Origin of the sequence: Streptomyces sp. NPDC012888, assembly GCF_042900645.1 — a bacterium.
Classification (GTDB): domain Bacteria; phylum Actinomycetota; class Actinomycetes; order Streptomycetales; family Streptomycetaceae; genus Streptomyces.
This window is the reverse complement of record NZ_JBIBBM010000023.1, coordinates 21,271-47,423: the sequence shown is the minus strand read 5'-3', so window position 1 is coordinate 47,423 and position 26,153 is coordinate 21,271. Positions and strand designations below refer to the sequence as shown.

Here is a 26,153-nt window from a genome sequence, read left to right as displayed (position 1 = left end):
ATGCGCCTCCCCGACCCGGTCCCCCGGCCGCACTCCCCAGGGTGATGCACGGGATCGGGCGGGGCGGCGTACGCAACTCGTCGGCGCACGAAGGGATCCGTATCCGTCATGTACGCAGCATCGTCCTCCGTGTCCGCACCCGTCCGGCCGCACCGCACCTTCCAGGCGGGCGGCGGCCCCTACCTCGAACCCGGGCGGCCGGCCGCCCCGGCGCAGGGCACCGTGCGGGCGCGGCGCATGCCGGGGGCGGGAACCCAGCCGCTCAGCGGCAGGATCGACCTCTCCGGGCCGCAGGGAGCGCAGCTGCGCACCGCCCTCGCCTCCGTCCAGCGGATCTGCCCGGAGTTCGCTCCGGTGCAGGTGCTGCGCCGGAGCGGGAGGTCGGTGCTGCTGGTGGGAACCACAGGCCGGACGACCGCCGTCGCCAAGGTTTTACTGGACCACTCGCCGGAGTGGCGCGAGCGGTACCGGCACGAAATAGCTGCGTACCGGGCGTTCGTCCGGCACCGCCCGCCGGTGCGGGTGCCGAGGCTGATCGCGGCCGACCCGGAGGACTGCACGCTGGTGGTGGAACGGATGGCCGGCCGGGTGGCGGCCCTGCAACGGCATCCCGTGGAGGCCCCGCCGCGGCCCGACGTACGGGCGGCGCTGGGCGCGGTGGTCCGGGTGAACCAGTGGCGTCCGCCGGCGGAGCTGTTCGGCCGGCCGCTGGACTACGCCTCGCGGATCACCCGGTACCACGAGCTGGGGCTGCTGACCGACCGGGACCTGGGCGACCTGCAGAAGCTGCTGCACGGGCTGGCGGTCGCGGGGCCGCAGTGGCAGTTCAACCACGGTGACGCGTTGCTGTCGAACCTGCTGCTGTCGCCGGCCGGCCCGGTCCTGCTGGACTGGGAGCACGCCGGGTGGTACCTGCCGGGGTACGACCTGGCCACGCTGTGGACCGTGTTGGGCGACGCGCCGGCCGCCCGCGCGAGCATCAGCCGGATGGCCCAGTCGCAGGGGACGGCCGCCAGGGACGCCTTCCTGGTGAACCTGATGCTGGTGCTGACCAGGGAGATCCGGATGTCCGAGATGGCTGTGCAGCGCTCCATGCAGGCGTCCGCCCCGGTGCAGCCGCTCCCCACCGGTCACCTCTCCGCGGGTGAGGAACAGCGGCTGCTGCTCCGCCGCCTGCACGACGACTGCGGGATGGCCCGCAGAGCGGTGCGGGCTGCCGTCGGCACCCGCTGAACGAGGACCGCCCCGCAGATCCCCACCCCCATGGTCGCTGAGCCCCCGGGAAACTCCTCCGCCCGGGGGTTCAGCGGTGTCCGGGGTCGGGGAAGGGGGCGGCAGCCGGCGGTGGGGTGCGGGCCGGTGACGGTCCGTCCGGTGCGTGACTTGACTTCACATGATCCCCCGAACACCTTTTCTGATTCAGCATCAGAAGTGTTCCGCCCCGCCCCGTTCCCGCTGCCCCCTGGAGCCCGCCCATGTCTTCCTTCCCTTCCCGTCGTACGGTCCTGGCCGGTGCCGGTGCGATCGCCTCGACGGTGCTTCCGGCCGCGTCGGCGGCGGCCGCGGAACCGCCGCTCGGCGAGTACGACGTCGTCGTGGTGGGCTCGGGGGCGGCCGGCATGACGGCCGCGCTGACCGCCGCCAAGCGGGGCCTCGGCGTCCTGGTGGTCGAGAAGGCCTCCACCTTCGGCGGGTCCGCGGCCCGCTCCGGGGCCGGGATCTGGCTGCCGAACAACTCGGTGATCCGCGCGGCCGGGGTACCGGACACCCCCGAGAAGGCGGCGGCGTACCTGGCGGCCGTGGTCGGGGACGAGGTGCCGGCGGACCGGCGGTCCGCGTTCCTGGCGCGCGGGCCGGAGATGCTGGACTTCGTGATGGCCCACAGCCCGCTCCGGTTCCGGTTCATGCCGGGCTACAGCGACTACTACCCGCAGCTGCCGGGCGGGCTGGCGGGCGGCCGGTCCATCGAGCCCGACCAGCTGGACGGCAACCTGCTGGGGCCCGAGCTGGCCCGGCTGAACCCGGCGTACATGCCCGTCCCGGCCGGGATGGTGGTGTTCAGCCAGGACTACAAGTGGCTGACGCTGGCCGCGGTGAACGCCAGGGGCGCGGCGGTCTCCGCGGAGTGCCTGGCACGGGGTGCCGCGGCGGCCCTGCGCGGGGAGAAGCCGCTGACCATGGGGCAGGCGCTGGCGGCCGGGCTGCGCGTGGGGCTGATGCGGGCCGGGGTGCCGGTGTGGCTGGACAGTCCGCTGGTGGACCTGGTCCGGGAGGGCGGGGCCGTCACCGGGGTGGTGGTCGAGAAGGCGGGCGTGCGGGGCGTGGTGCGGGCCCGCAGGGGTGTGATCGTGGGGTCGGGCGGCTTCGAGCACGACGCGGCGATGCGGGCGGAACACCAGCAGCAGCCCATCGGCACCCATTGGTCGGTGGGTGCCAGGGAGAACACCGGTGACGGGATCCGCGCGGGGCAGCGGGCCGGCGCGGCGCTGGCGCTGATGGACGACGCGTGGTGGGGGCCGTCGATCCCGCTGCCCGGCGAGCCGTACTTCTGCCTGGCCGAACGGACACTGCCGGGCGGGCTGATGGTGAACGCGGCGGGCGCGCGGTTCGTCAACGAGGCGGCGCCGTACAGCGACGTTGTGCACGTGATGTACGAGAAGGACCGCGGCGCGCCGGGGTCGCACATCCCGGCCTGGCTCGTGGTGGACCAGAACTACCGCAACAGGTACCTGTTCAAGGACGTGCTGCCGACGTTCGCCTTCCCGGACGCGTGGTACGAGTCGGGGGTGGTGAGGAAGGCGTGGACCTGGGACGCGCTGGCCGCGCAGATGGGGGTGCCGGCCGCGGCGTTCCGGGCGACGCTGAACCGGTTCAACGCGCAGGCGTGGAGCGGCACGGACGCGGATCACGGCCGCGGCGACACGGCGTACGACCACTACTACACGGATCCGGCGGTGCGGCCGAACTCCTGCCTGGCCCCGCTGTGGGTGCCGCCGTTCTACGCGTTCCGGATCGTCCCGGGTGACCTCGGCACCAAGGGCGGCATCGTCACGGACGCCCGGGCGCGCGCGCTGCGGCCGGACGGCTCGGTGATCCGCGGACTGTACGCGGCCGGGAACGCGAGCGCGGCGGTGATGGGGCGCAGCTACGCGGGGGCGGGCTCGACCATCGGGCCCGCGATGACCTTCGGCTACGTCGCGGCGAACGACATCGCCGACGCGTCGTAGCCGCCCCGGACCGGGCCGGGGCGGGCCGGGCGGGAGCCGCCGCGGCGGTGGCCGTGGCCCGCCTGCGGTCCGCGGGCGCGGCGCGGGAGGGCTCAGCCCTGCTGGAAGAGCTCCGCGGGCAGCGGCTTGAGCAGGGCGTAGAGGTCGTCGCTGATCGGCCGGTCCCAGCTGGCGATGGTGACGAGCACGTTGTCGCTGCGGTCGAACTGCACGCAGGAGATCCGGCCCTCGGAGAGCTTGATCTTGCGGACGATGAGGAGGTTGTCGCCCTGCATGACGGGGCAGTCCTCGACGCCGGTGACCTCGACGTCCTCGTCGTTCTCCAGGGCGTCGAGGAGCTGGGCCACCTCGAAGGGGACCTGCTTGTCGGCGAGCTCCCGGGCCGGGGAGCCCTCGGGCAGGTTGCCGATGATCATCGCGGGGCCGCGTCCGCCGAACAGGTCGTAGCGGAGGAAGACGCCCTGGCAGCTGCCGTCGGCGGCGGGCAGCAGCCCGGCGCCGAGGTTGCCCGGCCAGTCGCCCGGGTCCATGGCGAGGACGTCGAAGTCCGGGCCCGCGGGGGTGGCGGCACGGTGGCGGCGGAGGAAGGACATGCCGCCATGGTACGTGGCCGGGTGGGTTTTCCGGCGGGCGGGGCCGCCTTCCGGCCGAACGGCCGGCCCGGGCCGGGCGGGGTGGGGCCGGTGGTCAGGGGCGCAGCGTTCCTGGTCCGGAGCAGGTGGCGCCGAGGGCTTCGACGCGGGCGCGGAGCTCGCGGTCGGCGGTGATGACGAGGCATCCGCGGTCGGCGTGCTCGGCCGCCAGTTCGACGATGCGGTCGTCGCCGCTGCCGGGTGCGCTGTCCACGCGTACGCCGGGGACGGAGGTCACTCCGCGGGCCTCGCCCTCGACCACCAGGATGATCTCGTGCTCGGTGCCGGTGTCCGTGCCGGTGCGGGGGCGGGTGGCGAGGCGGTCCCGGAGGCGTTCGGCGGCGCCGCGCCGGTCCCGCCACCAGCCGTCGGGGACGGAGCCGACCACGTTGGCCCCGTCGACGATCATCACGTGCTGCATGGTGCCCACTGTGCCATCCCCGGCGGCGGGCCCGGGGTGTCCTCCGCCGGTGATCGGCGGGTACGGGGATGGCGGGTCTGCGGGCGGGCCGTCACGGGCGGGCGGATCCGGCGCCGGCGGCGGAGAGGGCTTCGGCGAGGCCGGCGCGGTCGGTGCCGAGCTTACGGTAGACGGCCGAGAGGAGGGCGTCGGCGGGGCGCCGGGGGTGGTCGTGGTCGGTGGGCGGGGGCGGGGCGGTGGTGTCGTGGAGTGCGCGTTCGGCGACGGCGCGTTCGTCGGCGGTGAGCGGCTCGGCGCCGGCCGGGCCGGAGGGCGGGGTGCCGCCGAGGCGGACGAGGGTGGCGGTGGTCCGGGCTTCCAGGCCGTCGGCCCCGCATTCGCGGGCGGTGGCCACGGCCCTGGCGAGGAGGTCGGTGTCGCCGGTCTCGGTGCCGAGTGCGGCCAGGGCGCAGGCGAGTTCGTAGCCGGCCGGGGAGGCGGAGAGGAGGTGGACGGATTCGGTGAGGAGGGGGACGCGGTCGGCGGGGGCGGCCACTTCGGCGGCGTGGCGGAGGGCCTGGCCGATGCCGGAGGGGGCGCCGAAGGCGCGGGCCCGGCGGACCGCTCCGGCGGTCAGGGCGCGGGCGCGTTCGGGGTCTTCGGGGGCGATGGCGCGGGCGAGGTGGAGCCGCCAGGGGCACCAGGAGGGGTTCTGAATGCCGCGCGGGGTGAGCCGCCGGTCCACCGCTTCCAGTTCGGCCGCGGCGGCCTTGCGGTCGCCGCGGGCGAGGAGGAGTTCGGCGTGGACGGTCTGGGAGTCGGGGAAGACCACGGCTGCCGGGAAGGGTTCGCCGTACTCGTGTTCGCGGGCGAGTTCCCAGGCCTCGTCGGTGCGGCCGCGGGCGAGGAGGACCTCGACGAGGATGGCGATGGCGTACCAGTGGACGGGGGTGCGGCGGCCGACCCGTTCGGCGAGGGCGAGGCCGGCCCGGGCGAGTTCCTCGGCCTCGGTGAGGCGGCCGCGGCGGAAGCGGATGTAGGCGCGCAGGTTGTGGGCGAAGGAGAGGTGGGCGCCGCGCCAGCCCTGTCGTTCGAACTCGGCGGTGCCGGCTTCGAAGAGTTCCTCGGCGCGGCCGGGCCGGTCGGCGTAGAGGTGGGTGAGGGCGACGAGTACGGGGACCTCGAAGCCGCGGTCCTCCTCGGCCCAGCTGAGCCGGTCGCCGAGGGCGCGGCGGGCGTGGTGGAGGACGACGTCGACGGGTTCGCCGCGGAGGGTGGCGTCCCAGGCGCGGAGGCCGATGACGTACCGCTCGGTGAGGTCGCGGCCGGTGAGGCGGTCGGCGAGGCGGGCCAGGCGGCGGGAGCGGGCCGGGGAGTCGGGTTCGTCGGCGCGGAAGGCGTCCCACATGAACTGCTCGGAGGTCAGGCGGAGGCGGCCACGGGCGTCGGGGGTGAGCGGGATCTCGCGGGCGAGGGCCTCGGAGGCTTCGGCGAGGCGGTCGCTGTGGGCGAGGACCTGGGCGAGCCGGATGACGATGCCCTGGCGGAGGGCGGGGTCGTCGAAGGGTTCGTCGAGGGCGGCGCGGAGGTGGTTGACGGTGTTGGCGGGTTCGGTGAGGAGGGAGGCGCAGCCGAGTTCGTAGAGGACGGCGGCGCGTTCGCCGTAGTCGGGTGGTTCGAGCAGGGCGCGGGCGAGTTGGCGGCGGGCGGCTTCGGGGGCGCCGGCCCGGAGGTTCTCGCGGGCGGCTTCGCGGAGGGTGCGGACCACCCAGGGGTCGTTCTCGGGGTGGGTTTCGAGGAGGTGGCGGGCTGCGGCGGAGGCGCCGAGTCCGGCGTCGACGACGGCCGCTGCGGCCTTGCCGTGCAGGGCGGTGCGGAGGGCGTCGGGGATGGCCCGGTAGATGGCGGTGGCGATGAGGGGGTGGACGAACTCCAGGCCGTCGTGGTCCTCCGCGGGGGCGGAGAGGATGCGGGCGGTGCGCAGCCGGTCGGTGGCGGCCGCGGCTTCCCCGGGGCCGAGGGCGGCGACGCGGGCGGCGAGTTCCTGCGGGATGGCGGTGCCGAGGACGGCGCAGGCCCAGGCGAAGCGGACGGTGGAGGGTCCGAGGTTGCGCAGGCGGGCGACGAGGCCGCTGCCGCGCTGGGCGGCGGCTAGGTCGCGGAGCAGGGGGGCGCTGGCTTCGACGGGGGCGAGGGAGCGGTCGCGGACCTTGGCGGCGAGTTCGACGGCTTCGAAGGGGTTGCCTGCGGTGACGGCCCAGGCTTCGCGGCAGAAGGCGTCGTCGGCGTGGCCGCCGACGGTCTCGCGCATCAGGGTGCGGACGGCGGCGGGCGTGAGCGGTTCCAGGGTGAGCGGACGTTGTCCGGCGCGGCCGGGGAGGGTGCGGAAGGCGTCGCCGTGCGCGGGGAGTTCGTCGGGGCGGTAGGCGACGACGAGGAGCAGCGGGAGGTGTTCGGTGCGCGGGGCGAAGGCGGCGAGCCAGCCGAGGGATTCGGGGTCGGCCCAGTGGGCGTCGTCGAGGACGATCACCACGGGGGCGCGCTGTACGGCGAGGTGGGTGAGGACCCAGTCGAGGCCGTCGCGCAGGCCCTGGGGGTCGGGCGGGGCCCCTTCCTCGGCGGCGCACAGGCCGAGGGCGGGTCCCACGATGGCGTACCAGGAGCCGAGGGCGGAGCGGAGTTCCTCCTCGGTGGTGCCGGCCAGGTGGGGCTGGATGAGCTGCCGGGCGACGTGGAAGGGTTGACTCTGCTCCTGTTCGCCGCCGCGGGCGGCCAGGACGGTGCAGTGCCGGCTGTGGGCGCGGCGGCGTATCTCGGCGAGGAGGGTGGTCTTGCCGAGGCCGGCCGGTCCGGCGAGGGCGAGCAGGGCTCCGCCTTCGTCTGCCCGGGGGCCGGTGAGCCGGTCGAGGGCTTCGTCGGCGGTGGCCAGTTCGGCGTCGCGTTCGAGCACGGTGCGGCCCACGTGGGTCCGGCGGTCCGTCATCGCTGGTTACCCCCCGGTCGGTTCGGGGTTCAGCGTACGCCCGCGCACGCGCGGGCGGAGCCTACTGTCCGGGACAGATCGCATCTTCTCGCCGGTGCGCGGGCGGGCGTCCGCTGCGCCCGGCGCTGGGGCGGGCGGGTACGGTTCGCGTCGCTGCCGGGGCCGGTCTACCGGCGGGTCGCGGGGTGCGGTCGGGCGGGCCGGCGGGGGATCACCGGTGCACGGATCGTTTCGCCGGGGCGCGGGCGGGGCGTCAGGGCGGCCCGGGTGAGGTGGCGCGATTCCTGCCCCTGAAGGTGGTCCGTTCGGGTTACTTGGTACCACTTTGGTGGACATGTCTGGGACGCTGGCCGTCGAGCGGATCACCGCGCGCAGGGTTGCACCACGAGTGGGGAGTGCACCGCATGACCGAACCGAACGACTCGAGCGGCTCGATTCCGACCGGTCCCCCCGATCCCACCGATTTCACCGACCCCGCCGTTTTCCTCACCCCGGCCGCCGGCCGGGGCCGACGACGGGGTGGCGCAGGCACAGGCGGAGGTCGACCGGTGCCGGCGGGCCGGTGACCGGCCCGGCCTGGCGCGGGCGTTGATCCTCCTGTCGGCCCGTCTCCAGGCGGTCGGCCGGCACGAGGAGGCCGTCGCCGCCGCGACCGAGGGCGTCGCGCTGTACCGCGAGGTCGCCGACGAACCGGGCCTGGCCTGGGCGTTGGAGAACCTGGCGGCCCGCTACGCCAACGCCGGCCGCCACGAGGAATCCCTCCCTCCGGCCCGGGAGGCGGTGGCCCTGCGGCGGCGGCTCGGGGACCGGGCGGCACTGGCCGCGTCGCTGATCGTGCTCTCCGCCTACTGCCAGGACAACCGCCGGCACGACGAGGGCATCGCCGCCGCCGGCGAAGGCGTCGCCCTCTACCGCGCACTCGGCGACGAACTGCGGCTCGCCTGGGGGCTGGAGAACCTCGCCGCCCGCTACGCCAACGCCGGCCGCCACGAGGAATCCCTCCCCCCGGCCCGCGAACGCGTGGACATCCTCCGCCGGCTCGGCCGCCGGCTCGACCTCGCCGACGCCCTGGTCGTGTCGTCCTCGTACCTGCAGAACGCCCGCCGGCACGAGGAGGCGGTGGCCGCCGCCCGGGAGGGGACCGGGATCTTCCGGGAGTTCGGCAGTCGGGCGCAGCTCGACTGGGGGCTGGTGAACCTGCGCGCCCGGTACGCCGCCGCGCCCGGCCTGAAGGTCATGCGGGCGGTGCTGTACGCCTCCCCGGTGGCGGGCGGCGCGGAGCTGCTGCACACCCTGATCCGGGAGCTGCGGCTGGACACGGTGGGCGGGGTCGAGGTCGACGAGGGCGGCGTGGCCCGGGTCGAGACGTACGCCGACGGCCGGCGGCTGGCCGTGGTGCGGGAGCGCGGGGCCAGCGCGGAGATCACCGCGGACGCCACCGAGACCGGTCTGGTCCGCCAGGACGAGGTCGGCCGCGGCGACCGCTTCGCCGACGGCGGCCTGCCGGACGGCGTCGGGGTCCTGGTGCCGGAGGGGGCGCGATGAGCTACCTGAACGTCGCCGAGGTGGAGTCCGCGGTCCGCAACCTGCTGGCCGCCCATCCGTCCCTGTGCGAGGAGATCGTCCTGCCCAGGCTGTCGGTGGAGGGCCGTACCGTGCCGGCGATGCGGCTGGGTCCGCTCGCCGGCGGCAGCCTGCCGACCGTCGTGCTGATCGGCGGGTCGCACGCCCGTGAATGGGGCAGCTGCGAGATCCTGATCAACCTCGCCACCGACCTGCTCCGGGCCCGTACCGCCACGACCGGGCTGCGCTACGGCGACCGCGTGTTCTCCGAGCTGGACCTGCGCACCGTCATGCGGCGGATCAACATCCTGATCGTGCCGATGGTCAACCCGGACGGCCGGCACTACAGCCAGATGACCGACGCGGACTGGCGCCGCAACCGCAACCCCGCCCGGTCCGGGGGGGATCCGCGTTGCGTGGGCGTCGACATCAACAGGAACTTCGACTTCCTGTTCGACTTCGGTACCGCCTTCTCCCCCAAGTCCGCCATCGAGGCGCACACCTCGAAGAAGCCCTGCGACCCCACCCAGACGTACCAGGGCCCCGGCCCGTTCTCCGAACCGGAGACGGAGAACGTGCGGTGGGCGCTGGACCTGCACCGCCGCACCCACTGGTTCGTGGACGTGCACAGCCACTCCCAGTTGATCCTGTACCCCTGGGGCGACGACGACGCCCAGGTCCACGACCCGGCCATGAACTTCCGGGCCACCGCGCACCACGGGATGCGCGGCATCGCCGGTGACCAGGTGTACCGCGAGTACATCCCGCCGGGCGACCTGCACGTGCTGCGTCGGCAGGCGGGGTTGATGCGGGACGCGCTGGCCGCCGTCCGGGGCACCACGTACACGGCGAAGTCGTCGTTCGCCCTGTACCCGACGGCCGGCACCAGTGACGACTGGGCCTACTCGCGGCGGTTCGTCGATCCGACGAAGCCGCGGACGCGGCCGTACGTCATCGAGTGGGGCCGGGAGTTCCAGCCGCCTTGGGAGGAGATGCGGCTGATCGTCGGCGAGGTGACCGCGGCGCTGCTCGCGCTCTGCCTGGAGGCCGCGCGCGAGGCCCCCCACCAGTTGGCCACCCAGACCCGCAACGACGACCAGATGGACGTCTTCGCGATCGACGCCGACGGGCTGGCCCGGTCGGCCTGGTGGAACGGGGAGTGGCACGACTGGTTCCGCCTCGGCACCCGCGTTTTCCCGCAGCACACCCCGATCAGCACCCAGACCCGCAACGACGACCAGATGGACGTGTTCGCGGTCGGCGACGACGGGGGCGTGTACAGCGCCTGGTGGCACGGGGAATGGCACGACTGGTTCCGGGTGGGCACCCGGAGCTTCCCGCTGTGGACCCCGGTCTCCACGCTCACCCGGGACCCCGACTACATGGACCTGTTCGCGGTCGGCGCGGACGGGGGCGTCCACAACGCCTGGTGGCACGGCGAGTGGCACGACTGGGGGAGGATCGGCTCGCTCACGCTGCCGGAGCGGACGCCGATCACCTCGCTGGCCCGGCACTCCGACCACATGGACCTGTTCGCGGTCGGTGCGGACGGCCGCGTGTGGAGCAACTGGTGGCACGGCGAGTGGCACGACTGGTTCACGGTCCCGGGCGCCGTCCCCTTCGCACCGCTCACCCCGGTCGCGGCGCAGGCGCGCAACGACGACCAGATGGACCTGTTCGCCACCGACCGCGAGGGCGGGGTGTACAACGCCTGGTGGAACGGGGAATGGCACGACTGGGCCCGGATCGGCTCGCTCACGCTGCCGCCCAACGCGCCCGTCGCCACGCTCACCCGGGACCCGGACTACATGGACGTCTTCGCCGTCGGCAGGAACGGCCGGGTGTGGAGCAACTGGTGGCACGGCGAGTGGCACGAATGGTTCACGATCGGCACCCGCACCTTCGCGCCGGGCTCGCCCATCGCCGTACAGGCCCGCAACGACGACCAGATGGACCTGTTCATCGTCGGTGAGGACGGCCTGGTGTACAGCAGTTGGTGGCACGGCGACTGGCACGAGTGGTTCCGGGTCGGAACCCGCGTGATCGGCTGAGGCCGGGCGGGGCCCGTCCCGGGCGGCGAGGTTCCGCGCCGGCCGGACGGACCCCGGGCCCGTCCCGGGCGCCGGCCTACGTGAGGTCGAAGGCGCCGCCCCGGGCACCGAGGACGAAGGCGCGCCACTCGTCCGGGGCGAAGATCAGCGAGGGGCTCTCGGGGCGCTCGCTGTTGCGCATGGCGATGAAGCCCTCGACGAAGGCGATCTGTACGTCGCCCACGCCCCGGCTGCTCGACTGCCAGTCCGCTGCGCTGAGATCGAGGTCCGGCTTGCCCCAGCCGGTGACCGGCGAGGCGGTCAGGTGTTCGGCCACGTGGTGCTCCTCCCGTACGGCGTGCGTCGTCGTCCGGGGGTCAGGGTAGTCACGGCGGGCTGTGCCGGACAGGCCACGGCGCGTCACGCGTGGCCGGTCCGGCGCGGTTCGCGGGCGGCGGACCGCGGTCAGGTGGTGGGGGGTTCGGAGCCCACCAGCCACATGGCGAAGAACTGGGCGCCGCCGCCGTAGGCGTGGCCCACGGCCCGGCGGGCGCCGTCGACCTGGTGGTCGCCGGCCCGGCCGCGGACCTGGAGGGCGGCCTCGGCGAAGCGGATCATGCCGGAGGCGCCGATGGGGTTGGTGGAGAGCACGCCGCCGGAGGGGTTGACCGGGAGGTCGCCGTCGAGTTCCGTGACCCCGGACTCGGTGAGCTTCCAGCCCTCGCCCTCCTCCGCGAAGCCGAGGTTCTCCAGCCACATGGGCTCGTACCAGGAGAACGGCACGTACATCTCGACCGCGTCGATCTGCCCGCGCGGGTCGGTGACGCCGGCCTGCCGGTAGACGTCGGCGGCGCAGTCCTTGCCGGCCTGCGGGGAGACGAAGTCCTTGCCCGCGAACAGGGTGGGCTCGCTGCGCATGGCGCCGCCGTGCATCCAGGCGGGCGGGTGCGGCGCCCGGGCCGCGCCCGCCCGGTCGGTGAGGACCATGGCGCAGGCGCCGTCGGAGGACGGGCAGGTCTCGGAGTAGCGGATCGGGTCCCACAGCATGGGCGAGGCCTGGACCTTCTCCAGGGTGATGTCGTGTTCGTGCAGGTGCGCGTACGGGTTCCTGAGGGCGTTGCGGCGGTCCTTGTAGGCGACGAGGGAGCCGACGGTGTCGGGGGCCCCGGTGCGCCGCATGTAGGCGCGGACGTGCGGGGCGAAGAAGCCGCCGGCGCCGGCCAGCAGGGGCTGCTGGAAGGGGACGGGCAGGGACAGGCCCCACATGGCGTTGGACTCGGACTGCTTCTCGAAGGCGAGGGTGAGGACGGTGCCGTGGACGCGGGCGGCGACCAGGTTGGCGGCGACCAGGGCGGTGGAGCCGCCGACCGAGCCGGCCGTGTGCACGCGGAGCATCGGTTTGCCGACGGCTCCCAGGGCGTCGGCGAGGTAGAGCTCGGGCATCATGACGCCCTCGAAGAAGTCCGGGGCCTTGCCGATGACGACGGCGTCGATGTCGGCCCAGGTCAGTCCGGCGTCGGCGAGGGCGCGGAGGGCGGCCTCGCGGACCAGTCCGGCGATGGACACGTCGTGGCGGGCGGCGACGTGCTTGGTCTGGCCGATGCCGACGACGGCCACGGGCTCCTTGCTCATCGGGGGTCCCCTTCCAGGACGGCCACGAGGTTCTGCTGGAGGCAGGGGCCGGAGGTGGCGTGGGCGACGGCCCGGTCGGACTCCCCGCGGTGGACGCGGGCGGCGGCCTCGCCGATCCGGACGAGGCCGGCGGCCATGAGCGGGTTGGCGGCGAGGGTCCCGCCCGACGGGTTGACGGTGACCGTGCCGTCCAGGCGGAGGGCCTTGCGGAGGACCACTTCCTGGGCGGAGAACGGCGCGTGGAGCTCGGCGGTGTCGACGGGCGCGTCGAAGAGTCCGGCGTGTTCGGCGGCGGTCCGGGTGGACGGGGAGTCGGTGAGGTCGCGCAGGCCGAGACCGTGGGCTTCGATGCGGTGGTCGATGCCGGTGATCCAGGCGGGGCGCGGACAGAGCCGGCGGGCGGTGTCCCCGGCGGCGAGGACCACCGCGGCCGCGCCGTCGCCGATGGGCGGGCAGTCGCCCGTACGCAGTGGCCGGACCTGGTAGTCGCCCTGGGGGACGGTTCCGCTGAGCTGGGCGTGCGGGTTGGCCGTGGCGGCGGCCCGGCTGCGGGCGCCGATGGCGGCGAGGGCGGCTTCGTCGGTGTCGCCGGCGTCGATGAGGGCCTGGGCCTGGAGGGCGGCGAGGGCGACGGAGTCGGGCCAGAGCGGGGCCAGGTAGTAGGGGTCGAGCTGGCGGGTGAGGACGTCGCGCAGGGGGCCGGGCGAGGACTTGCCGTAGGAGTAGACGAGGGCGGTGTCGGCCTCGCCGGTCTGGAGTTTCACCCAGGCCTCGTAGAGCGCCCACGCGCCGTCCATCTCGACGTGGGACTCGGAGATGGGCGGCCAGGCGCCGACGCCGTCGAGGGTCATGGTGAAGGAGAAGGCGCGCCCGGCGAGGTAGTCGGAGGATCCCGAGCAGGTGAAACCGATCTCGCCGGCCTTCAGCCCGGTGGCGGCGAGGACCTGGTGCAGGACCGGCATGACCATCTCGACTTCGCTGAGCTCGTCGGTGCGGCGCCGGTGGTCGCTCTGGGCGAAGGCGACGACCGCGACCTCGCGGGCGTGGTCGCGCGAGGGTCGGGTGGCGGTCACAGCAGCTCCTTGTACGTGTCGTACTCGGCGTCCGGCTCGCCGGTGGGGCGGTAGTGGTCGGGGTGGCGGCCGCCCGGCGTCCAGACGGGTTCCACGCGCAGTCCCATGCGGACCTGGTCGTAGGGGATGCCGCCGATCCGGCCGTGCAGGGCGAGGTCGGCGCCGTCCAGCGCGATGTGCGCGTAGACGTAGGGGACTTCTATGTCGAGGTTCCTGGCCTTGATGTTGACGATGCAGAAGGTGGTGACGGTGCCGGCCGGGCCGACCTCGACGCGGTCGGTGGTGGCGACGCCGCAGGTGGGGCAGGCGCCGCGCGGGGGCACGTACACCTTCCGGCAGGAGGGGCAGCGTTCGCCGACGGTGCGCTGTTCGGCGAGCGCGTTGATGTACGCGGTCTGGGCGCGCCCGGGGCTGTAGGTGTAGTCGAGCCGGGCGGGGGCGACTATGCCGGTGACGGCGTCCCGGAAGGTGCCGTCGTGGGGGGTGGGCGGGGCGGTGGCGCCGGTCGTCCCGGGGGTGCCGTCGGGTTCGAAGCAGGCGATGTCGGTGATGGCGCCGACGCGTTCGGCGGCCCAGCGGACGCGGACGCGCATGCCGGTGCGGACGGCGTCGGGGCCGGGGGCGTCCAGGGCGTGGAGCAGGCCGGTGGCGGTGCCGTCGAGGCGTACCAGGACCCAGGCGAAGGGGGTGGCGAGGGGCTGGTTGGGGCGGGGGTGGTCGTTCCAGGCGAAGGTGGTGACGGTGCCGGTGGGGGCGACCTCGACGAGTTCGCGCACTTCTTCGGCGGTGACCGGGTCGTACTCGGTGGGCGGGACCATCACGGTGCCGTCGGAGGTCTTCACGCCGAGGACGACGCGCTCGCGCAGGCCGGTGAGGAAGGCGCTCTGCACGGGGCCGAGGGAGCGGGTGAAGGGGAACTCGACGACGAGGGGTGCGCGGAGCACCTCCGGTGGGGGCGCGGCTGTCATGGGGCGGCCCTTTCGGCTGTTCGTTTCGGCGGGGGTGGGGGTCAGGCGCGGCGGTACACCGGGGGGCGCTTCTCGGCGAAGGCGCGGGCGCCCTCCTTGGCGTCGGCGGTGTCGAACACGGGCCATCCCCGGGTGAGTTCGGCGGCGAGGCCGTCGGTCTCGGTCATGGCGGCGGTCTCGTAGACGGAGGCCTTGACGGCTTCGACGGCGAGGGGGCCGCAGGCGTTGACGCGTTCGGCGAGGTCGAGGGCTTCGGCGAGGGCGGTGCCGTCGGGGACGACCCGGCCGACGAGGCCGATGCGTGCTGCTTCCTCGGCGGAGTAGGGGCGGCCCGTCAGGAGCATCTCCAGGGCGTGGGTGCGGGGGATCTGGCGGGGCAGGCGGACGGTGGAGCCGCCGATGGGGAAGAGGCCCCGCCGGACCTCGAAGAGGCCGAAGGTGGCGCCGGCGCCGGCGACCCGGATGTCGGTGCCCTGGAGGATCTCGGTGCCTCCGGCGACGCAGTAGCCCTCGACGGCGGCGATGACGGGCTTGCGGGGCCGGTGGTGGCGGAGCATCGCCTTCCAGTGCAGGTCGGGGTCGGCCTTGAGCCGGTCCCGGTAGTGGTCGCCGTCCATGCCCTTGCCGGCGAGGGCCTTGAGGTCCATGCCGGCGCAGAAGTCACCGCCCGCTCCGGTGAGCACGACGGAACGGACGGTGTCGTCCGCGTCGGCGGCCAGCCAGCCGTCGTAGAGCCCCACCAGCAGCGGCAGCGAGAGCGCGTTCTTCGCCTCCGGCCTGTTCATGGTGAGCACCATCGTGGCTCCGTGACGTTCCACGGTCAGGTGTTCGGTCCCGCCCATTGCCGTCCTCCCGTCTCAAGACCTAGAACAGGTTGCAGGAGGGGCGGGTGCAGTTCAATAGCTTTCTGACACCCAGTCAGATTTTTGGACGGCGCCCTTCCCACTTGGAGGGCGCGGCGCTCTAATGACCGCCGACACGGGATGTGTCGGGGAAGTCCGGATGTCCGGGGTCAGGAGGAACGGTGGAGTACAACCTTGCCGACCTGTTCGAGTCGGTCGTGGACGTGGTCCCGGACCGTGAGGCCCTGGTGTACGTCGACCACCCGGGTACCGGCGCCGAACGCCGCCTGACGTACGCGGAGCTGGACGCGGCGGCGAACCGGCTGGCCCACCACCTGCTGGACAGCGGCCTGCAGCCCGGCGAGCACCTGGGCCTGCACCTGTACAACGGGGTCGAGTACCTGCAGACGGTGCTGGCCTGCCTGAAGGCCCGGCTGGTGCCGGTCAACGTGAACTACCGGTACGTGGAGGAGGAGCTGGTCTACCTCTACGACGACGCCGACCTCGCCGCGCTGGTCTTCGACGCCGAGTTCACGGGGCGGGTCGCCGCCGCCCTCCCGCAGACGCCGCGGCTGCGGCACCTGGTCCGGGTGGGCGAGCCGCCCGCGGACGCGCCGGGCCTGGACGTGGTGGAGTTCGCCGCGGCCGAGGCCGCCGGCTCCCCCGGGCGCGGCTTCGCCCCCCGGTCGGCCGACGACCTGTTCATCATCTACACGGGCGGCACCACCGGCATGCCGAAGGGCGTCATGTGGCGCCAGGAGGACCTGTTCTTCGCGGGGCTGTTCGGCGGCGCGCCGTCCGGCGAACCGGTGAAGCGGCCGGAGGAGCTGGCCGAGCGGGTCGCCGCGGGCGGCGCGGGGCTGACGTTCTTCCCCGCTCCCCCGCTGATGCACGGCACGTCGACGCTCACGTCGTTCGTCGCGTTCAACTACGGCCAGCGGATCGTCATCCACCGCAAGTACGTGCCCGAGGAGGTGCTGCGCACCATCGAGAAGGAGAAGGTGTCGAGCATCTCCCTGGTCGGCGACGCGATGCTGCGACCGCTGGTCGACGCGCTGCGCGGCCCGCTGCGGGGCACGGACATGTCCTCCCTGTTCAGCATCTCCTCGTCCGGGGCGATCATGTCGGACACGGTCCGCGCGGAGCTGCGGGAACTGGTGCCGAACGCCCTGCTCCTGAACAACTTCGGCTCCTCGGAGTCGGGGTCCAACGGCAAGGCGACGGACGACTCCGGACCGGAGAAGGGCTTCCGCCTGGAGGTGAACCAGCGCACGGCGGTGGTCGACCCGGTGACCCACGAGCCGGTCGCGGTCGGGGTACCGGGCCGCCTGGCCCAGCGGGGCCACGTGCCGCTGGGCTACTACAACGACCCGGCGAAGACGGCGGAGACGTTCTTCCGGCGGGACGGCGAACGGTGGGTGCTGCTGGGCGACATGGCGACGGTGGACGAGGAGGGCATCGTCACGGTCCTCGGCCGCGGCTCGCAGTGCATCAACACGGGTGGCGAGAAGGTGTACCCGGAGGAGGTGGAGCAGGCCCTGAAGGCGCACCCGGACGTGTACGACGCGCTGGTCGCCGGGGTTCCGGACGCGAAGTGGGGGAACCACGTGGCGGCGGTGGTCCAGGTGCGGGCGGGCGCCACGACCCCGACGCTGGAGCAGATCCAGGCCCACTGCCGCACCCGGCTGGCGGGCTACAAGATCCCCCGCCAGCTGGTCGTCACCCCGGAGATCCGCCGCTCCCCGAGCGGCAAGGCGGACTACCGCTGGGCCAGGTCCCTCGCCACGGCCGAATCCCCGACCAGCCCCTGACCCCGCCGCGCCGCCACCCGCTCCGGACCCGGCCCGTCACCTGCCCCCGGCCGAACGCTCCGGGCGCGGGGCGCGATTCCAGCCCCGCCGGCGTTTGAGGCGCGGGGTGCGGGGCGGAGCCCCGCTGGGAGCGGGCCCGCGGTGGGTCAGGCCGCCGCCGCGAGGAAGCGTTCCACCCGGCCCGAGAACCCCGCGGGGTCGTCCAGCCAGGGAAAGTGCGCCGCGCCCGGCTGCACGTCCAGCACCCCGCGGGGGAAAAGTTCCGCGAGCTGCCCGGCGAGGACCGGCGGGGGGTTCCCGTCCAGTTCGCCGGCCAGGACGAGCACCTCCGCCCCCACCCCCCGCAGCGCGGCCCGCGTGGCCGGCGGGTCGAAGGCGCCGGGGCCGGCGTACACCTCGGCCGCCCGCTCGTTCTGCTGGCGGTCGTTGGCCGCCGCGTGCGCCCGGGCCGTCTCGTCCCAGCGCCCGTAGAAGAAGGGCATGGCCAAGTCCCATTCCGCATCGCCGCCGTCCCCGTCGAGGACGGCCCGGTACGCGGCGTACGCCTTCTCGTACCACTCCTCCCCCGCGCGCAGCCGGGCCGCCCCGAGCCGGTGGCCGGCGGTGGTCGGCAGGTCGACCGCCCAGGACGTCGGGGTGACCAGGACGGCCTTGCGCAGCCGGTGCGGGTGGGCGGCCGCGTACAGCTGGAGCAGGTTCCCGCCCGCCGAGTGGGCGAGGACGTCCATCCGCTCCAGGCCGAGGTGTTCACGCAGTGCTTCGAGGTCGGCGACCTGGTGGTCGACCCGGTAGGTGGACTCGTCGGCCGGGACCTCCGAGTCCCCGGTGCCGCGCAGGTCCAGCAGGACGAGGCGCCGGCCGGCGGCCAGTCCGCCCAGGTCCCCGAGGTACTCCGAGGCGCGCATCGCGCCGCCGGGCACGCAGACCAACGGCTCGCCACCGCCCCGCTCGTGGTAGGCGAGGCGGGTCCCGTCGTAGCTCGTGAAGGTGTTCGAGATCGGCATGGGGCACATCCAAGCAGCGCTCACCCGTTCGAGTCATTGATTTGGCGGCGCGACTCAGGCAGGCTACCGAATGATCGGTCGGTTCACTGGCGGACGGGGGCGGCATGGAGACGTACCGGGACGAGAGCGAGCGGCTCGACCGCCAGTCGCTGGAAGCGCTGCAGCTGGAGCGACTGCGGGCGACCCTGCAACGGGTCTACGACAGGGTGCCGTTCTACCGCCGCGCCTTCGACAAGGCGGGGCTGCACCCCGCGGACTGCCGCTCCCTGGCGGACCTGTCGCTCTTCCCGTTCACCGGCAAGAACGACCTCCGGGACAACTACCCCTTCGGCATGTTCGCCGTGCCGCGCACGGACGTCCGGCGGATACACGCCTCCAGCGGCACCACCGGGCAGCCCACCGTGGTCGGGTACACCGAGCGGGACCTGTCCGTGTGGGCCGACGTGGTGGCCCGCTCCATCCGCGCGGCGGGCGGCCGGCCCGGCGACGTGGTGCACATCGCCTACGGGTACGGCCTGTTCACGGGCGGCCTCGGCGCGCACTACGGCGCGGAACGCCTGGGCTGCACCGTCGTGCCCGCCTCCGGCGGGATGACGGACCGGCAGGTCCGCCTGATCCAGGACTTCCGTCCCGAGGTCATCATGGTCACGCCCTCCTACATGCTCACCCTCCTCGACGAGATGGAGCGGCAGGGCGTCGACCCCAGGGCCACCTCCCTGCGGACCGGCATCTTCGGCGCGGAGCCGTGGACGGAGGAGATGCGCCGGGAGATCGAGGAGCGCCTGGGCGTCGACGCGGTCGACATATACGGCCTGTCGGAGGTGATCGGCCCGGGCGTGGCGCAGGAGTTCGCCGAGACCAAGGACGGGCTGACGGTGTGGGAGGACCACTTCCTGCCGGAGGTCGTCGACCCGTTCACCGGCGAGGTGCTGCCCGACGGCGAGACCGGCGAGCTGGTCCTGACCTCCCTGACCAAGGAGGCGATGCCGGTGGTCCGGTACCGCACCCGGGACCTGACCAGACTGCTGCCGGGGACGGCCCGGCCCGCCTTCCGCCGGATGGAGAAGGTGACCGGGCGCAGCGACGACATGATCATCCTGCGCGGGGTGAACCTCTACCCGTCGAACATCGAGGAGATCCTGCTGCGCACCCCGGGGGTGGCGCCGCACTTCCAGCTGCGGCTGACCCGGGAGGACCGGATGGACGCGCTGACCGTGCGGGCCGAGGCCCGGCGGGGCGCGAGCGCCGCCGACCGGGAGTCCGCCGCGCGTTCGGTGGCCCGGGCGGTCAAGGAGGGCATCGGCGTCTCGGTGGGCGTGGAGATCGTGGACCCGGAGACCCTGGAACGTTCGGTCGGCAAGATCAAGCGCGTCGTGGACCTGCGCGGCCGGTAGCACCCGGACGGCCGCGGGCCCGCCACCCCTTCGGGCGCAATGGGCGGCGGCGGGCGGCGGACGGTGCGGCGCGCCGGGTAGGGGAAGCCGTGTGACCTCGACGTTCCGGCGGCTCCACGACCGGCTGCAGGCCTCCCCGGCCGGGCTGGTGTGGAGCCGTGGCCGGGAGATCGAGCTGATGCACCGGGCGATGGGCTTCGCCGCCCTGGGGTTCCTCACCCTGGTGCCGCTGCTGGTCGTCGTCGCGGCGGCCGCTCCGGGCAGCGGTCAGAACTTCGGCCGCTGGCTGGGCCAGGCCCTGGGCGTCGCCGTCTACTCCCGGGAGCGGATCGAGGCCCTGTTCGGTGCGGCCGACCTGGCGCTGGAGCGGACCACCGCGTTCGGACTGGCCGCGCTCACGGTGTTCGGGCTGACCTTCGGCTCCGCCGTGCAGACCTGCTACGAGAAGATCTGGGACGTTCCCACCGCCCGCTGGCACACCATGTGGCGGCACGTCGTCTGGCTGGCCCTGCTGGTCTGCTACCTGGCCGTGCTGATCGTCATCCCCTCGCCGGATCACGACGCCGTCGGCACCGTCCTGGGTGCCGCCGGCGACCTCGCCGGGACCTGCCTCTTCTTCTGGGGGTCGCAGCGGCTGCTGCTCGGCGGCCGGGTGCGGTGGCGCGCCCTGCTGCCAGGGGCCGTCGCGACCAGTGCGGGGCTGCTGGGCCTGCGCGTGTTCTCACAGCTGGTGTTCTCCCCGCTGATCGCCTCGAACGCGATCACCTACGGCCCGTTCGGCACGCTGCTGGTGGTGCAGTCGTGGCTGGTCGGCGTCGGCTTCGTCGTCTACGGCGGGGCGATCGTGGGCCGGCTGGTCCACGAACGGGCCACGCTCCGCAGGCTGCGCCTCGCGGGCGTCCTCCCGTTCGAGTGAGGGAACGCCGCCGGGTACGGTGATCGCCGACCGAAACAGAGGAGTCCCTCCCCGTGCCCAGCTGGCGCCGCACCCTCGACGCGGCCGAGATATCCGACCCCGCCCGCCGCGCGGACCACACGACGGCCGCCCGCCGGGTGCTGCGCCGGGAGAAGGCCCCCTACCTGGCCCTGCGGCTGCTGGCCGAGCCGCCGCTGGTGCCGTACCTGACGGCGGGTCTGGCCTTCATGAACCTGGTCGACGACACCGCCGAGACGGGCACGCCGGAGCAGCGGGCGGCGGGCCTCGCCGCGCTCGCCGACCGGGTCGGGGAGGCACTGGAGACCGGGGACAGCCCCGATCCGGTGCTGCGCGCCTACGCGCACGCGGTGGCGGTGCGCGGGTTTCCCGCGCACTGGATCCGGTCCTTCCTGGCGGGCGCCGAGTCGGCCGAGGCCTCGTTCGGCGGTTTCGCCGACGAGGCCGCCTTCCAGGGCTACCTCCGCACGTACGCCTGGCCGGGCATCGTGGTGTTCACCGGCCTCCAGTACCCCGGCGGACCGGACGAGGAGCAGGGAGCGGCCTGGTTCCGCTTCGTGGACGCCGCGCAGCGGGTGGACTTCCTCGCCGACCTCTCCGGGGACCTGGCCGCCGGCCGGCTCTGCCTGCCCGAGGACCGGCTGGCCGCGCACGGGGTGAGCCGCGCCGACCTCGCATCGGCACGGGACACCGCCGGGGTGCGTGCGCTGCTGGCGGAGGCCTGCGGGCGGGCCCGGGCCGCGCTCGACGCCTCCGCCGACGTGGTGGACCACGCCCATCCGGGCCTGCGCCGGGTGGGCCGGGTGATGCGGGAGCTGATGGCGCACCAGCTCACCCTGGTCGAGGCGGCCGGCAGCGGCGCGCTGCGCCGGGACGTCGGCTACGGCGGCCTGGCGCCGGTCCGGCTGCTCCTGCGGGCCGCCCGCTCGCGCTGAGCCACCTCCGCGCCGGGCCGCCCGCGCCGAGCCGGCCGCCCGCGCCGGGTCGCCCGGGCCGGGTCGCCCGGGCCGGCCGTCACCCGGGCGGGCGGCCCCGCTGGCGGGTGCGCGCCCGTCCCGGCTTGCTGGTGGGATGAGACAGCGCACGCCGGCGGGACCCGGCGACGAGCGCCTGGCGACGCCGCGGGCCGCCGGGGTCGCGGGGATCGTGTTCGCCCTGCTGCTGGGCACGGCCATCGTGCTGCTGCGGACCGCCCTGCCGGCCGGTGCCGCCTCGGGTGACGTCCAGTTGGACGCGGACGCCCAGCGGGCCGTGAGCTGGGCGATCCAGCTGGTGCCGTTCGCCGGGATCGCCTTCCTGTGGTTCATGGGGGCACTGCGGGAGCACACCGGGGAGGCGGAGGACCGGTTCTTCGCCACCGCCTTCCTGGGCAGCGGGCTGGTGTTCGTCGCGGCCATGTTCGCCGCCGCCGCGGCGGCCGGCACCGTACTGGAGTCCGACCGGAGTTCCGAGTTCGGCCGGCTGTACGCGCACACCCTCCTGATGACGTACTCGATGCGGATGGCCGCCGTGTTCGTGTTCGTGACCTCCACCATGGGCCGCCGGATGGGCGTGCTGCCCCGCCCGGTGACGGCCCTCGGGTTCGCCGCGGGCCTGGTGCTGCTGTTCGTCGGCGCCGCCGCACCCTGGTCCGAGCTGGTGTTCCCGGCATGGGCCCTGGTCGTCAGCGTGACCGTGCTGCGGGCCGCCGGTGGCCGGCGGACGTGACGGCCTCACTCCTCCGGACCGCCGGGAGGGGCACCGGGGGGCCGCTGCCCGCAGGCTGGGGCCGTGGGATGTCCGGGGGCACCGAAAGGACCGCAACCTTGCTGAGGCTCGTCGTCGATCTCAACCGCTGCCAGGGCTACGCCCAGTGCGCGTTCCTGGCGCCCGACGTCTTCGCGATGCACGGGGACGAGGGACTGCTCTACGACCCGCAGGCCGAGGAGGCGCAGCGGGCCCGGGTGGCCCAGGCCGCCGCGGCCTGCCCCGTGCAGGCGATCCTCGTCGAGGATCCCGCCGTCGCCGCGGCTCCCGGCCCGGCGTCCGCGCACGGCGGCGGGGAGGCCTGACGATGGCCGACTCCGCCGTGGACGCGCTCAAGCGGGACGGCCGCATCGTCGTCGTCGGCGCCTCGCTGGCCGGGCTGCGCGCCGCCGAGACCCTGCGCGAGAAGGGCTTCACCGGTTCCCTCACCATGATCGGTGACGAGCCGTACGAGCCGTACGACCGGCCGCCGCTGTCCAAGCAGGTCCTGCTGGGCCGGTCGCCCGCCGAGCACACCGCACTGCCGCGGCGCCGCGCGATCGACGCCGAGTGGAGGCTCGGCGTGCCGGCGAGCGGCCTGGACCTGGCCGCCCGGCGGGTCAGGCTCGCCGACGGCGAGGAGGTGCCGTACGACCGGCTGCTGATCGCCACCGGCGTACGGGCGCGGCCGTGGCCGAACCCGGCCGAGGCCGACCTCGACGGGGTGTTCGTGCTGCGGACCCGCGAGGACGGCGCCGCGCTGGCCCGGCGGATGGCCGAGGGGCCCCGCCGGGTGCTGGTCATCGGCGCCGGCTTCACCGGTTCCGAGATCGCCTCGGCCTGCCGGGAGCGGGGCCTGGACGTCACCGTCGCCGAGCGGGGCGCGGCCCCGCTGGTCGGCGCGCTCGGCGGGGTCGTGGGCGAGGTCGCGGCCGAACTCCAGCGGGAGAACGGCGTGGACCTGCGTACCGGGGTGATGGTCACCGGGCTGGAGGGCGACTCCACCGGCCGGGTGCGGGCCGCCCACCTGTCGGACGGCAGCACCGTGGAGACCGACGTGGTGGTCGTCTCCCTCGGGGCCGTCCGGAACACCGAGTGGCTGGCCGGTTCGGGGCTGGGCGCCGGGCCGCGGGGCATCGCCTGCGACGCGGGCTGCCGGGCGTTCGACATCCGCGGCATCGTCACCGACGACGTGTTCGCCGCGGGTGACGTGGCGCGGTCCCCGCACCCGCTGTTCGGCTACCAGTTCATCTCGCTGGAGCACTGGGGCAACGCCGTCTCGCAGGCGGAGACCGCGGCCCACAACATGGTCTCGGAGAGCAGCGACCGCCGTCCGCACATCTGGGTGCCGGCGTTCTGGTCCACCCAGTTCGGGGTGAACATCAAGTCCGTGGGCGTTCCCTCGATGGGCAGCGAGATCCTCATCGCGCAGGGCTCGCGGGCCGAGCGCCGGTTCACCGGGGTGTACGGCTACCAGGGCCGCGTCATCGGCGCCGTCACCTTCGACAACGCCCGCTGGCTGCAGTTCTACGAGCGGCTGATCGAGAGCACGGCGCCGTTCCCGCCGGAGTTCGACAACGTGGACCGGCGTCCGGAGGGCCGGCAGCCGATGCCCGCGGACTTCCCCGACCCGTCGGTGCCCACGCACGGCCCGACCGTCACCCTCAGCGGTTACTCCCCGGCCGACCGCCGGATGACGTTCACCCCCGCCCGGCACTGACAGCGGCCGCCGCGCGCGGCCCCGGAGGAACAGCCATGAGCGAGACCATCCTGCGCCGGATCCTCGACCACGCCAACCGAGCCGATCCGTACCCGCTGTACGACGAGTTGCGGAAGACGCCCGTGTACCAGGACCCGGGCGGGCCGTTCGTGATCAGCGGATACCACGACATCCTGAGCCTGCTGCACGACCCGCGGGTGAGCTCCGACGCCCGCAACCTGGCCCGGAACACCAACGATCCGCTGGGGGACTCCGAGGACGAGACGTCCTCGGCGCTGCCGCCGGCCTTCCTCCGGCTGGACCCGCCCGAACACGACCGGCTGCGGCGGATCACCAACCGCCCTTTCGGCCCGCCGCACTCGCCGCGCCGGGTGGAGGAGTTGCGGGGCGAACTCCAGGGTATCGTGCAGGAGTTGATCGACTCCATCGAGGACCCCGGCTCGTTCGACCTGGTGGAGCAGGTGTCGTACCCGTTCCCGGTCACCGTGATCTGCCGGCTGCTCGGGGTGCCGCGGGAGGACGAGTCCCGCTTCCACGTGTGGGCGGACACCCTGGCCGCGAGCCTGGACCCGGACCCGGACGCGGATCCCGGGGAGCGGCTGAAGGTCACCCAGGACGCGCGGATGGAACTCGGCATGTACCTGGCCGGGCTGATCGAGGAGCGGCGCCGCAACCCCGTCGGTGACATGCTCTCCGACCTGGCCGCCGGAGGCCACGGCCAGGACGAGACCATGACCACGATGGAGTTGCTCAGCACCTCGGCGCTGTTGCTGGTCGCGGGCCACGAGACCACCGTCAACCTGATCACCAACGGCATGCTGACCCTGCTGCGGCATCCGCAGTACCTGGCGGAGCTGCGGGAGGACCCGGCCCTGGCGGTCCCGCTGGTCGAGGAGCTGCTGCGGTACGAGCCGCCGGTCCAGTTGGTCCCGCAGCGCTCCACGCTGGCCGACATCGAGGTCCGCGGGGTCACGATCCCCAAGGGCTCCTCGTTGTGGCTGGTGCTGGCGGCGGGCAACCGCGACCCGGAGCGGTTCGAGAACCCGAACACGTTCGACCCGTACCGCAAGGACATCCAGCACCTGGGTCTGGGCAGCGGCATCCACAGCTGCTTCGGCGCCCCCCTGGCCCGGCTGGAGGCCCAGCTCGCCCTCTCGGAACTGGCCCGCCGCCTGGAGAAGCCCCGTCTGCGCGAGGACCCGCCCCCGTACCGCCAGAACGCGGTGCTCCGCGGCCCCCGTCACCTCCACCTCAGCTGCGACGGCATCCGCCCCTGAGCGCCCGGTCCCGGAGGGCCCCGTCGTTTCGGCGGGGCCCTTGGGGCGCGTGCCGGCCGGCGGTCAGGCGCCGATGGTTCCGGTCGAGCCGGAGGAGCCGGTCGAGCCGGTCGAGCCGGTCGAGCCGGAGGAGCCGGTGCCGCGGGCCGAGCCGGTGGTGGAGCCGTCGACGTTGCCGAGGAAGCAGGTGACCTCGCGGTCGCCGAGGACCCAGGTGCCGGGCTGCGGGTAGTAGTAGTACACCTCCAGGTCCTCCGAGAGGTTCGCGGCGTCGCCCACGTAGTCGGTGAGCGCCTTGCCGCCGCAGCGCTCCTCGGCGATCGCCACGACCTTGTCCGTGCCCGGGTAGGCGCCGTCGGCCAGGTCGAACACGGCGTACGCCTCACCCTCGTGGGGCTGGTCGCAGGGCACGACGCGGACCGACATGGCGGCCCGGCCGCCGTCCTGGTCCTGGTACTCCGTCAGGTCGTCGTCGGTGTTGAAGCAGTCGCCCTTGCGGATGTCCTCGACGTCGCTGGAGCCGGGGGCGGTGATGCCGCCGGTGGTGTCGCGCCTCGCCGGCGGGCCGTCGTCCAGGGCGCCGGAGAGCCCCAGCACCAAGACGAGGACGTAGAAGACGAGGGTCACGCCGTGGACGACGACGGCGGCGATGGCCAGGCCCCTGCCGTTCTCGCCCCGGCTGCGGATCTGGGAGAGGGCGATGACGCCGAGGATCAGCGGAACCGTCGGCACCGCGCAGACCAGCGCCATGACGAACGCCACGATGGCCAGCGCGTTGGTCTTCTTCGGCGGCGGGTACCAGCCCGGCTGACCGCCGTACGGTCCGGACGGCGGGTACGGCTGGGGGTACGAGGGCCCGTGGGGCGGCGGTATGGACATGCGCGTGGCGCTCCTTGCACAGAGGTAGGAGGCCATTCAACAGGCAGCCGGTGACATCA

22 protein-coding genes are annotated in these 26,153 nt (G+C 74.0%); 12 read left to right on the top strand and 10 right to left on the bottom strand.

All coding sequences use genetic code 11. The features are described from left to right. The first annotated feature begins 108 nt into the window (after window positions 1–108). Both ACFY61_RS30840 and kstD read left to right on the top strand, forming a co-directional pair. On the top strand, window positions 109–1,233 hold the full coding sequence (locus ACFY61_RS30840) for an aminoglycoside phosphotransferase family protein (RefSeq protein WP_389477485.1): 1,125 nt from the start codon (window positions 109–111) through the stop codon (window positions 1,231–1,233). Between the two features lie 242 nt (window positions 1,234–1,475). After that, window positions 1,476–3,227: a 3-oxosteroid 1-dehydrogenase gene (gene kstD, locus ACFY61_RS30835; protein ID WP_389477483.1), complete on the top strand. Its 1,752-nt coding sequence runs from the start codon at window positions 1,476–1,478 to the stop codon at window positions 3,225–3,227. Window positions 3,228–3,319: 92 nt separating this feature from the next. On the opposite strand, the gene ACFY61_RS30830 is transcribed toward kstD, so the two are convergent. The 3 genes from ACFY61_RS30830 to ACFY61_RS30820 all read right to left on the bottom strand — a co-directional run bounded on the left by ACFY61_RS30830 (window position 3,320) and on the right by ACFY61_RS30820 (window position 7,242). Then, on the bottom strand, window positions 3,320–3,820 hold the full coding sequence (locus ACFY61_RS30830) for a hypothetical protein (RefSeq protein WP_389477481.1): 501 nt from the start codon (window positions 3,818–3,820) through the stop codon (window positions 3,320–3,322). A gap of 94 nt (window positions 3,821–3,914) precedes the next feature. Then, window positions 3,915–4,280, bottom strand: a complete 366-nt coding sequence (locus tag ACFY61_RS30825) for an NTP pyrophosphohydrolase (RefSeq protein ID WP_389477480.1) — start codon at window positions 4,278–4,280, stop codon at window positions 3,915–3,917. A 91-nt stretch (window positions 4,281–4,371) separates the two neighbouring features. After that, window positions 4,372–7,242 (bottom strand): ATP-binding protein, encoded by a 2,871-nt coding sequence (locus tag ACFY61_RS30820; protein WP_389477478.1) that lies wholly within the window; start codon window positions 7,240–7,242, stop codon window positions 4,372–4,374. 519 nt (window positions 7,243–7,761) lie between these two features. Between ACFY61_RS30820 and ACFY61_RS30815 the strand changes: the two genes are divergently transcribed. Further along, entirely contained in the window at window positions 7,762–8,787 is a 1,026-nt protein-coding gene (locus ACFY61_RS30815; protein ID WP_389477476.1) for a tetratricopeptide repeat protein, read from the top strand. Then, entirely contained in the window at window positions 8,784–10,856 is a 2,073-nt protein-coding gene (locus tag ACFY61_RS30810) for a M14 family zinc carboxypeptidase (RefSeq protein ID WP_389477474.1), read from the top strand. The genes ACFY61_RS30815 and ACFY61_RS30810 overlap by 4 nt, the downstream gene beginning before the upstream one ends. 76 nt (window positions 10,857–10,932) lie before the next feature. Here the strand turns inward: ACFY61_RS30810 and ACFY61_RS30805 are convergent, their stop codons facing one another. From ACFY61_RS30805 to ACFY61_RS30785, 5 genes are all read right to left on the bottom strand, one after another. Next, window positions 10,933–11,172 (bottom strand): DUF397 domain-containing protein, encoded by a 240-nt coding sequence (locus tag ACFY61_RS30805; protein WP_389477472.1) that lies wholly within the window; start codon window positions 11,170–11,172, stop codon window positions 10,933–10,935. A 128-nt stretch (window positions 11,173–11,300) separates the two neighbouring features. Continuing rightward, on the bottom strand, window positions 11,301–12,467 hold the full coding sequence (locus ACFY61_RS30800) for a thiolase domain-containing protein (RefSeq protein WP_389477469.1): 1,167 nt from the start codon (window positions 12,465–12,467) through the stop codon (window positions 11,301–11,303). Continuing rightward, window positions 12,464–13,540 carry a thiolase domain-containing protein gene (locus ACFY61_RS30795; RefSeq protein WP_389477467.1) on the bottom strand — a complete coding sequence of 359 codons (1,077 nt, stop codon included), beginning with the start codon at window positions 13,538–13,540 and terminating at the stop codon, window positions 12,464–12,466. Before ACFY61_RS30795 ends, ACFY61_RS30800 begins: the two co-directional genes overlap by 4 nt. Beyond that, window positions 13,537–14,508: a Zn-ribbon domain-containing OB-fold protein gene (locus ACFY61_RS30790; protein WP_389477465.1), complete on the bottom strand. Its 972-nt coding sequence runs from the start codon at window positions 14,506–14,508 to the stop codon at window positions 13,537–13,539. The genes ACFY61_RS30795 and ACFY61_RS30790 overlap by 4 nt, the downstream gene beginning before the upstream one ends. A 41-nt stretch (window positions 14,509–14,549) precedes the next feature. After that, entirely contained in the window at window positions 14,550–15,350 is an 801-nt protein-coding gene (locus ACFY61_RS30785; RefSeq protein WP_389477462.1) for a crotonase/enoyl-CoA hydratase family protein, read from the bottom strand. A 182-nt stretch (window positions 15,351–15,532) separates the two neighbouring features. On the opposite strand from ACFY61_RS30785, the gene ACFY61_RS30780 reads away from it, so the two are divergent. Next, window positions 15,533–17,161, top strand: a complete 1,629-nt coding sequence (locus tag ACFY61_RS30780; protein ID WP_389477459.1) for an acyl-CoA synthetase — start codon at window positions 15,533–15,535, stop codon at window positions 17,159–17,161. A gap of 146 nt (window positions 17,162–17,307) precedes the next feature. Here the strand turns inward: ACFY61_RS30780 and ACFY61_RS30775 are convergent, their stop codons facing one another. Beyond that, window positions 17,308–18,165, bottom strand: a complete 858-nt coding sequence (locus tag ACFY61_RS30775; RefSeq protein WP_389477456.1) for an alpha/beta fold hydrolase — start codon at window positions 18,163–18,165, stop codon at window positions 17,308–17,310. A gap of 104 nt (window positions 18,166–18,269) precedes the next feature. Here ACFY61_RS30775 and paaK point away from each other — a divergent pair, with 104 nt between their 5' ends. The 7 genes from paaK to ACFY61_RS30740 all read left to right on the top strand — a co-directional run bounded on the left by paaK (window position 18,270) and on the right by ACFY61_RS30740 (window position 25,215). Continuing rightward, a complete protein-coding gene (gene paaK, locus ACFY61_RS30770) occupies window positions 18,270–19,559 on the top strand; it encodes a phenylacetate--CoA ligase PaaK (RefSeq protein WP_389477453.1) in 1,290 nt (429 codons plus the stop codon). Window positions 19,560–19,650: 91 nt separating this feature from the next. Continuing rightward, a complete protein-coding gene (locus ACFY61_RS30765) occupies window positions 19,651–20,475 on the top strand; it encodes a YhjD/YihY/BrkB family envelope integrity protein (RefSeq protein ID WP_389477450.1) in 825 nt (274 codons plus the stop codon). A 53-nt stretch (window positions 20,476–20,528) separates the two neighbouring features. Further along, entirely contained in the window at window positions 20,529–21,428 is a 900-nt protein-coding gene (locus tag ACFY61_RS30760; RefSeq protein ID WP_389477448.1) for a phytoene/squalene synthase family protein, read from the top strand. Window positions 21,429–21,564: 136 nt separating this feature from the next. Beyond that, window positions 21,565–22,200, top strand: a complete 636-nt coding sequence (locus ACFY61_RS30755) for a hypothetical protein (protein ID WP_389477446.1) — start codon at window positions 21,565–21,567, stop codon at window positions 22,198–22,200. Window positions 22,201–22,301: 101 nt separating this feature from the next. Then, complete coding sequence (locus ACFY61_RS30750) at window positions 22,302–22,544, top strand: ferredoxin (protein ID WP_389477560.1); 243 nt, start codon at window positions 22,302–22,304, stop codon at window positions 22,542–22,544. 2 nt (window positions 22,545–22,546) lie between these two features. After that, entirely contained in the window at window positions 22,547–23,938 is a 1,392-nt protein-coding gene (locus tag ACFY61_RS30745; protein ID WP_389477444.1) for an NAD(P)/FAD-dependent oxidoreductase, read from the top strand. A gap of 35 nt (window positions 23,939–23,973) precedes the next feature. Next, on the top strand, window positions 23,974–25,215 hold the full coding sequence (locus ACFY61_RS30740) for a cytochrome P450 (RefSeq protein WP_389477442.1): 1,242 nt from the start codon (window positions 23,974–23,976) through the stop codon (window positions 25,213–25,215). 63 nt (window positions 25,216–25,278) lie between these two features. On the opposite strand, the gene ACFY61_RS30735 is transcribed toward ACFY61_RS30740, so the two are convergent. Beyond that, window positions 25,279–26,094: a DUF4190 domain-containing protein gene (locus ACFY61_RS30735; protein WP_389477440.1), complete on the bottom strand. Its 816-nt coding sequence runs from the start codon at window positions 26,092–26,094 to the stop codon at window positions 25,279–25,281. Window positions 26,095–26,153 lie beyond the last annotated feature (59 nt).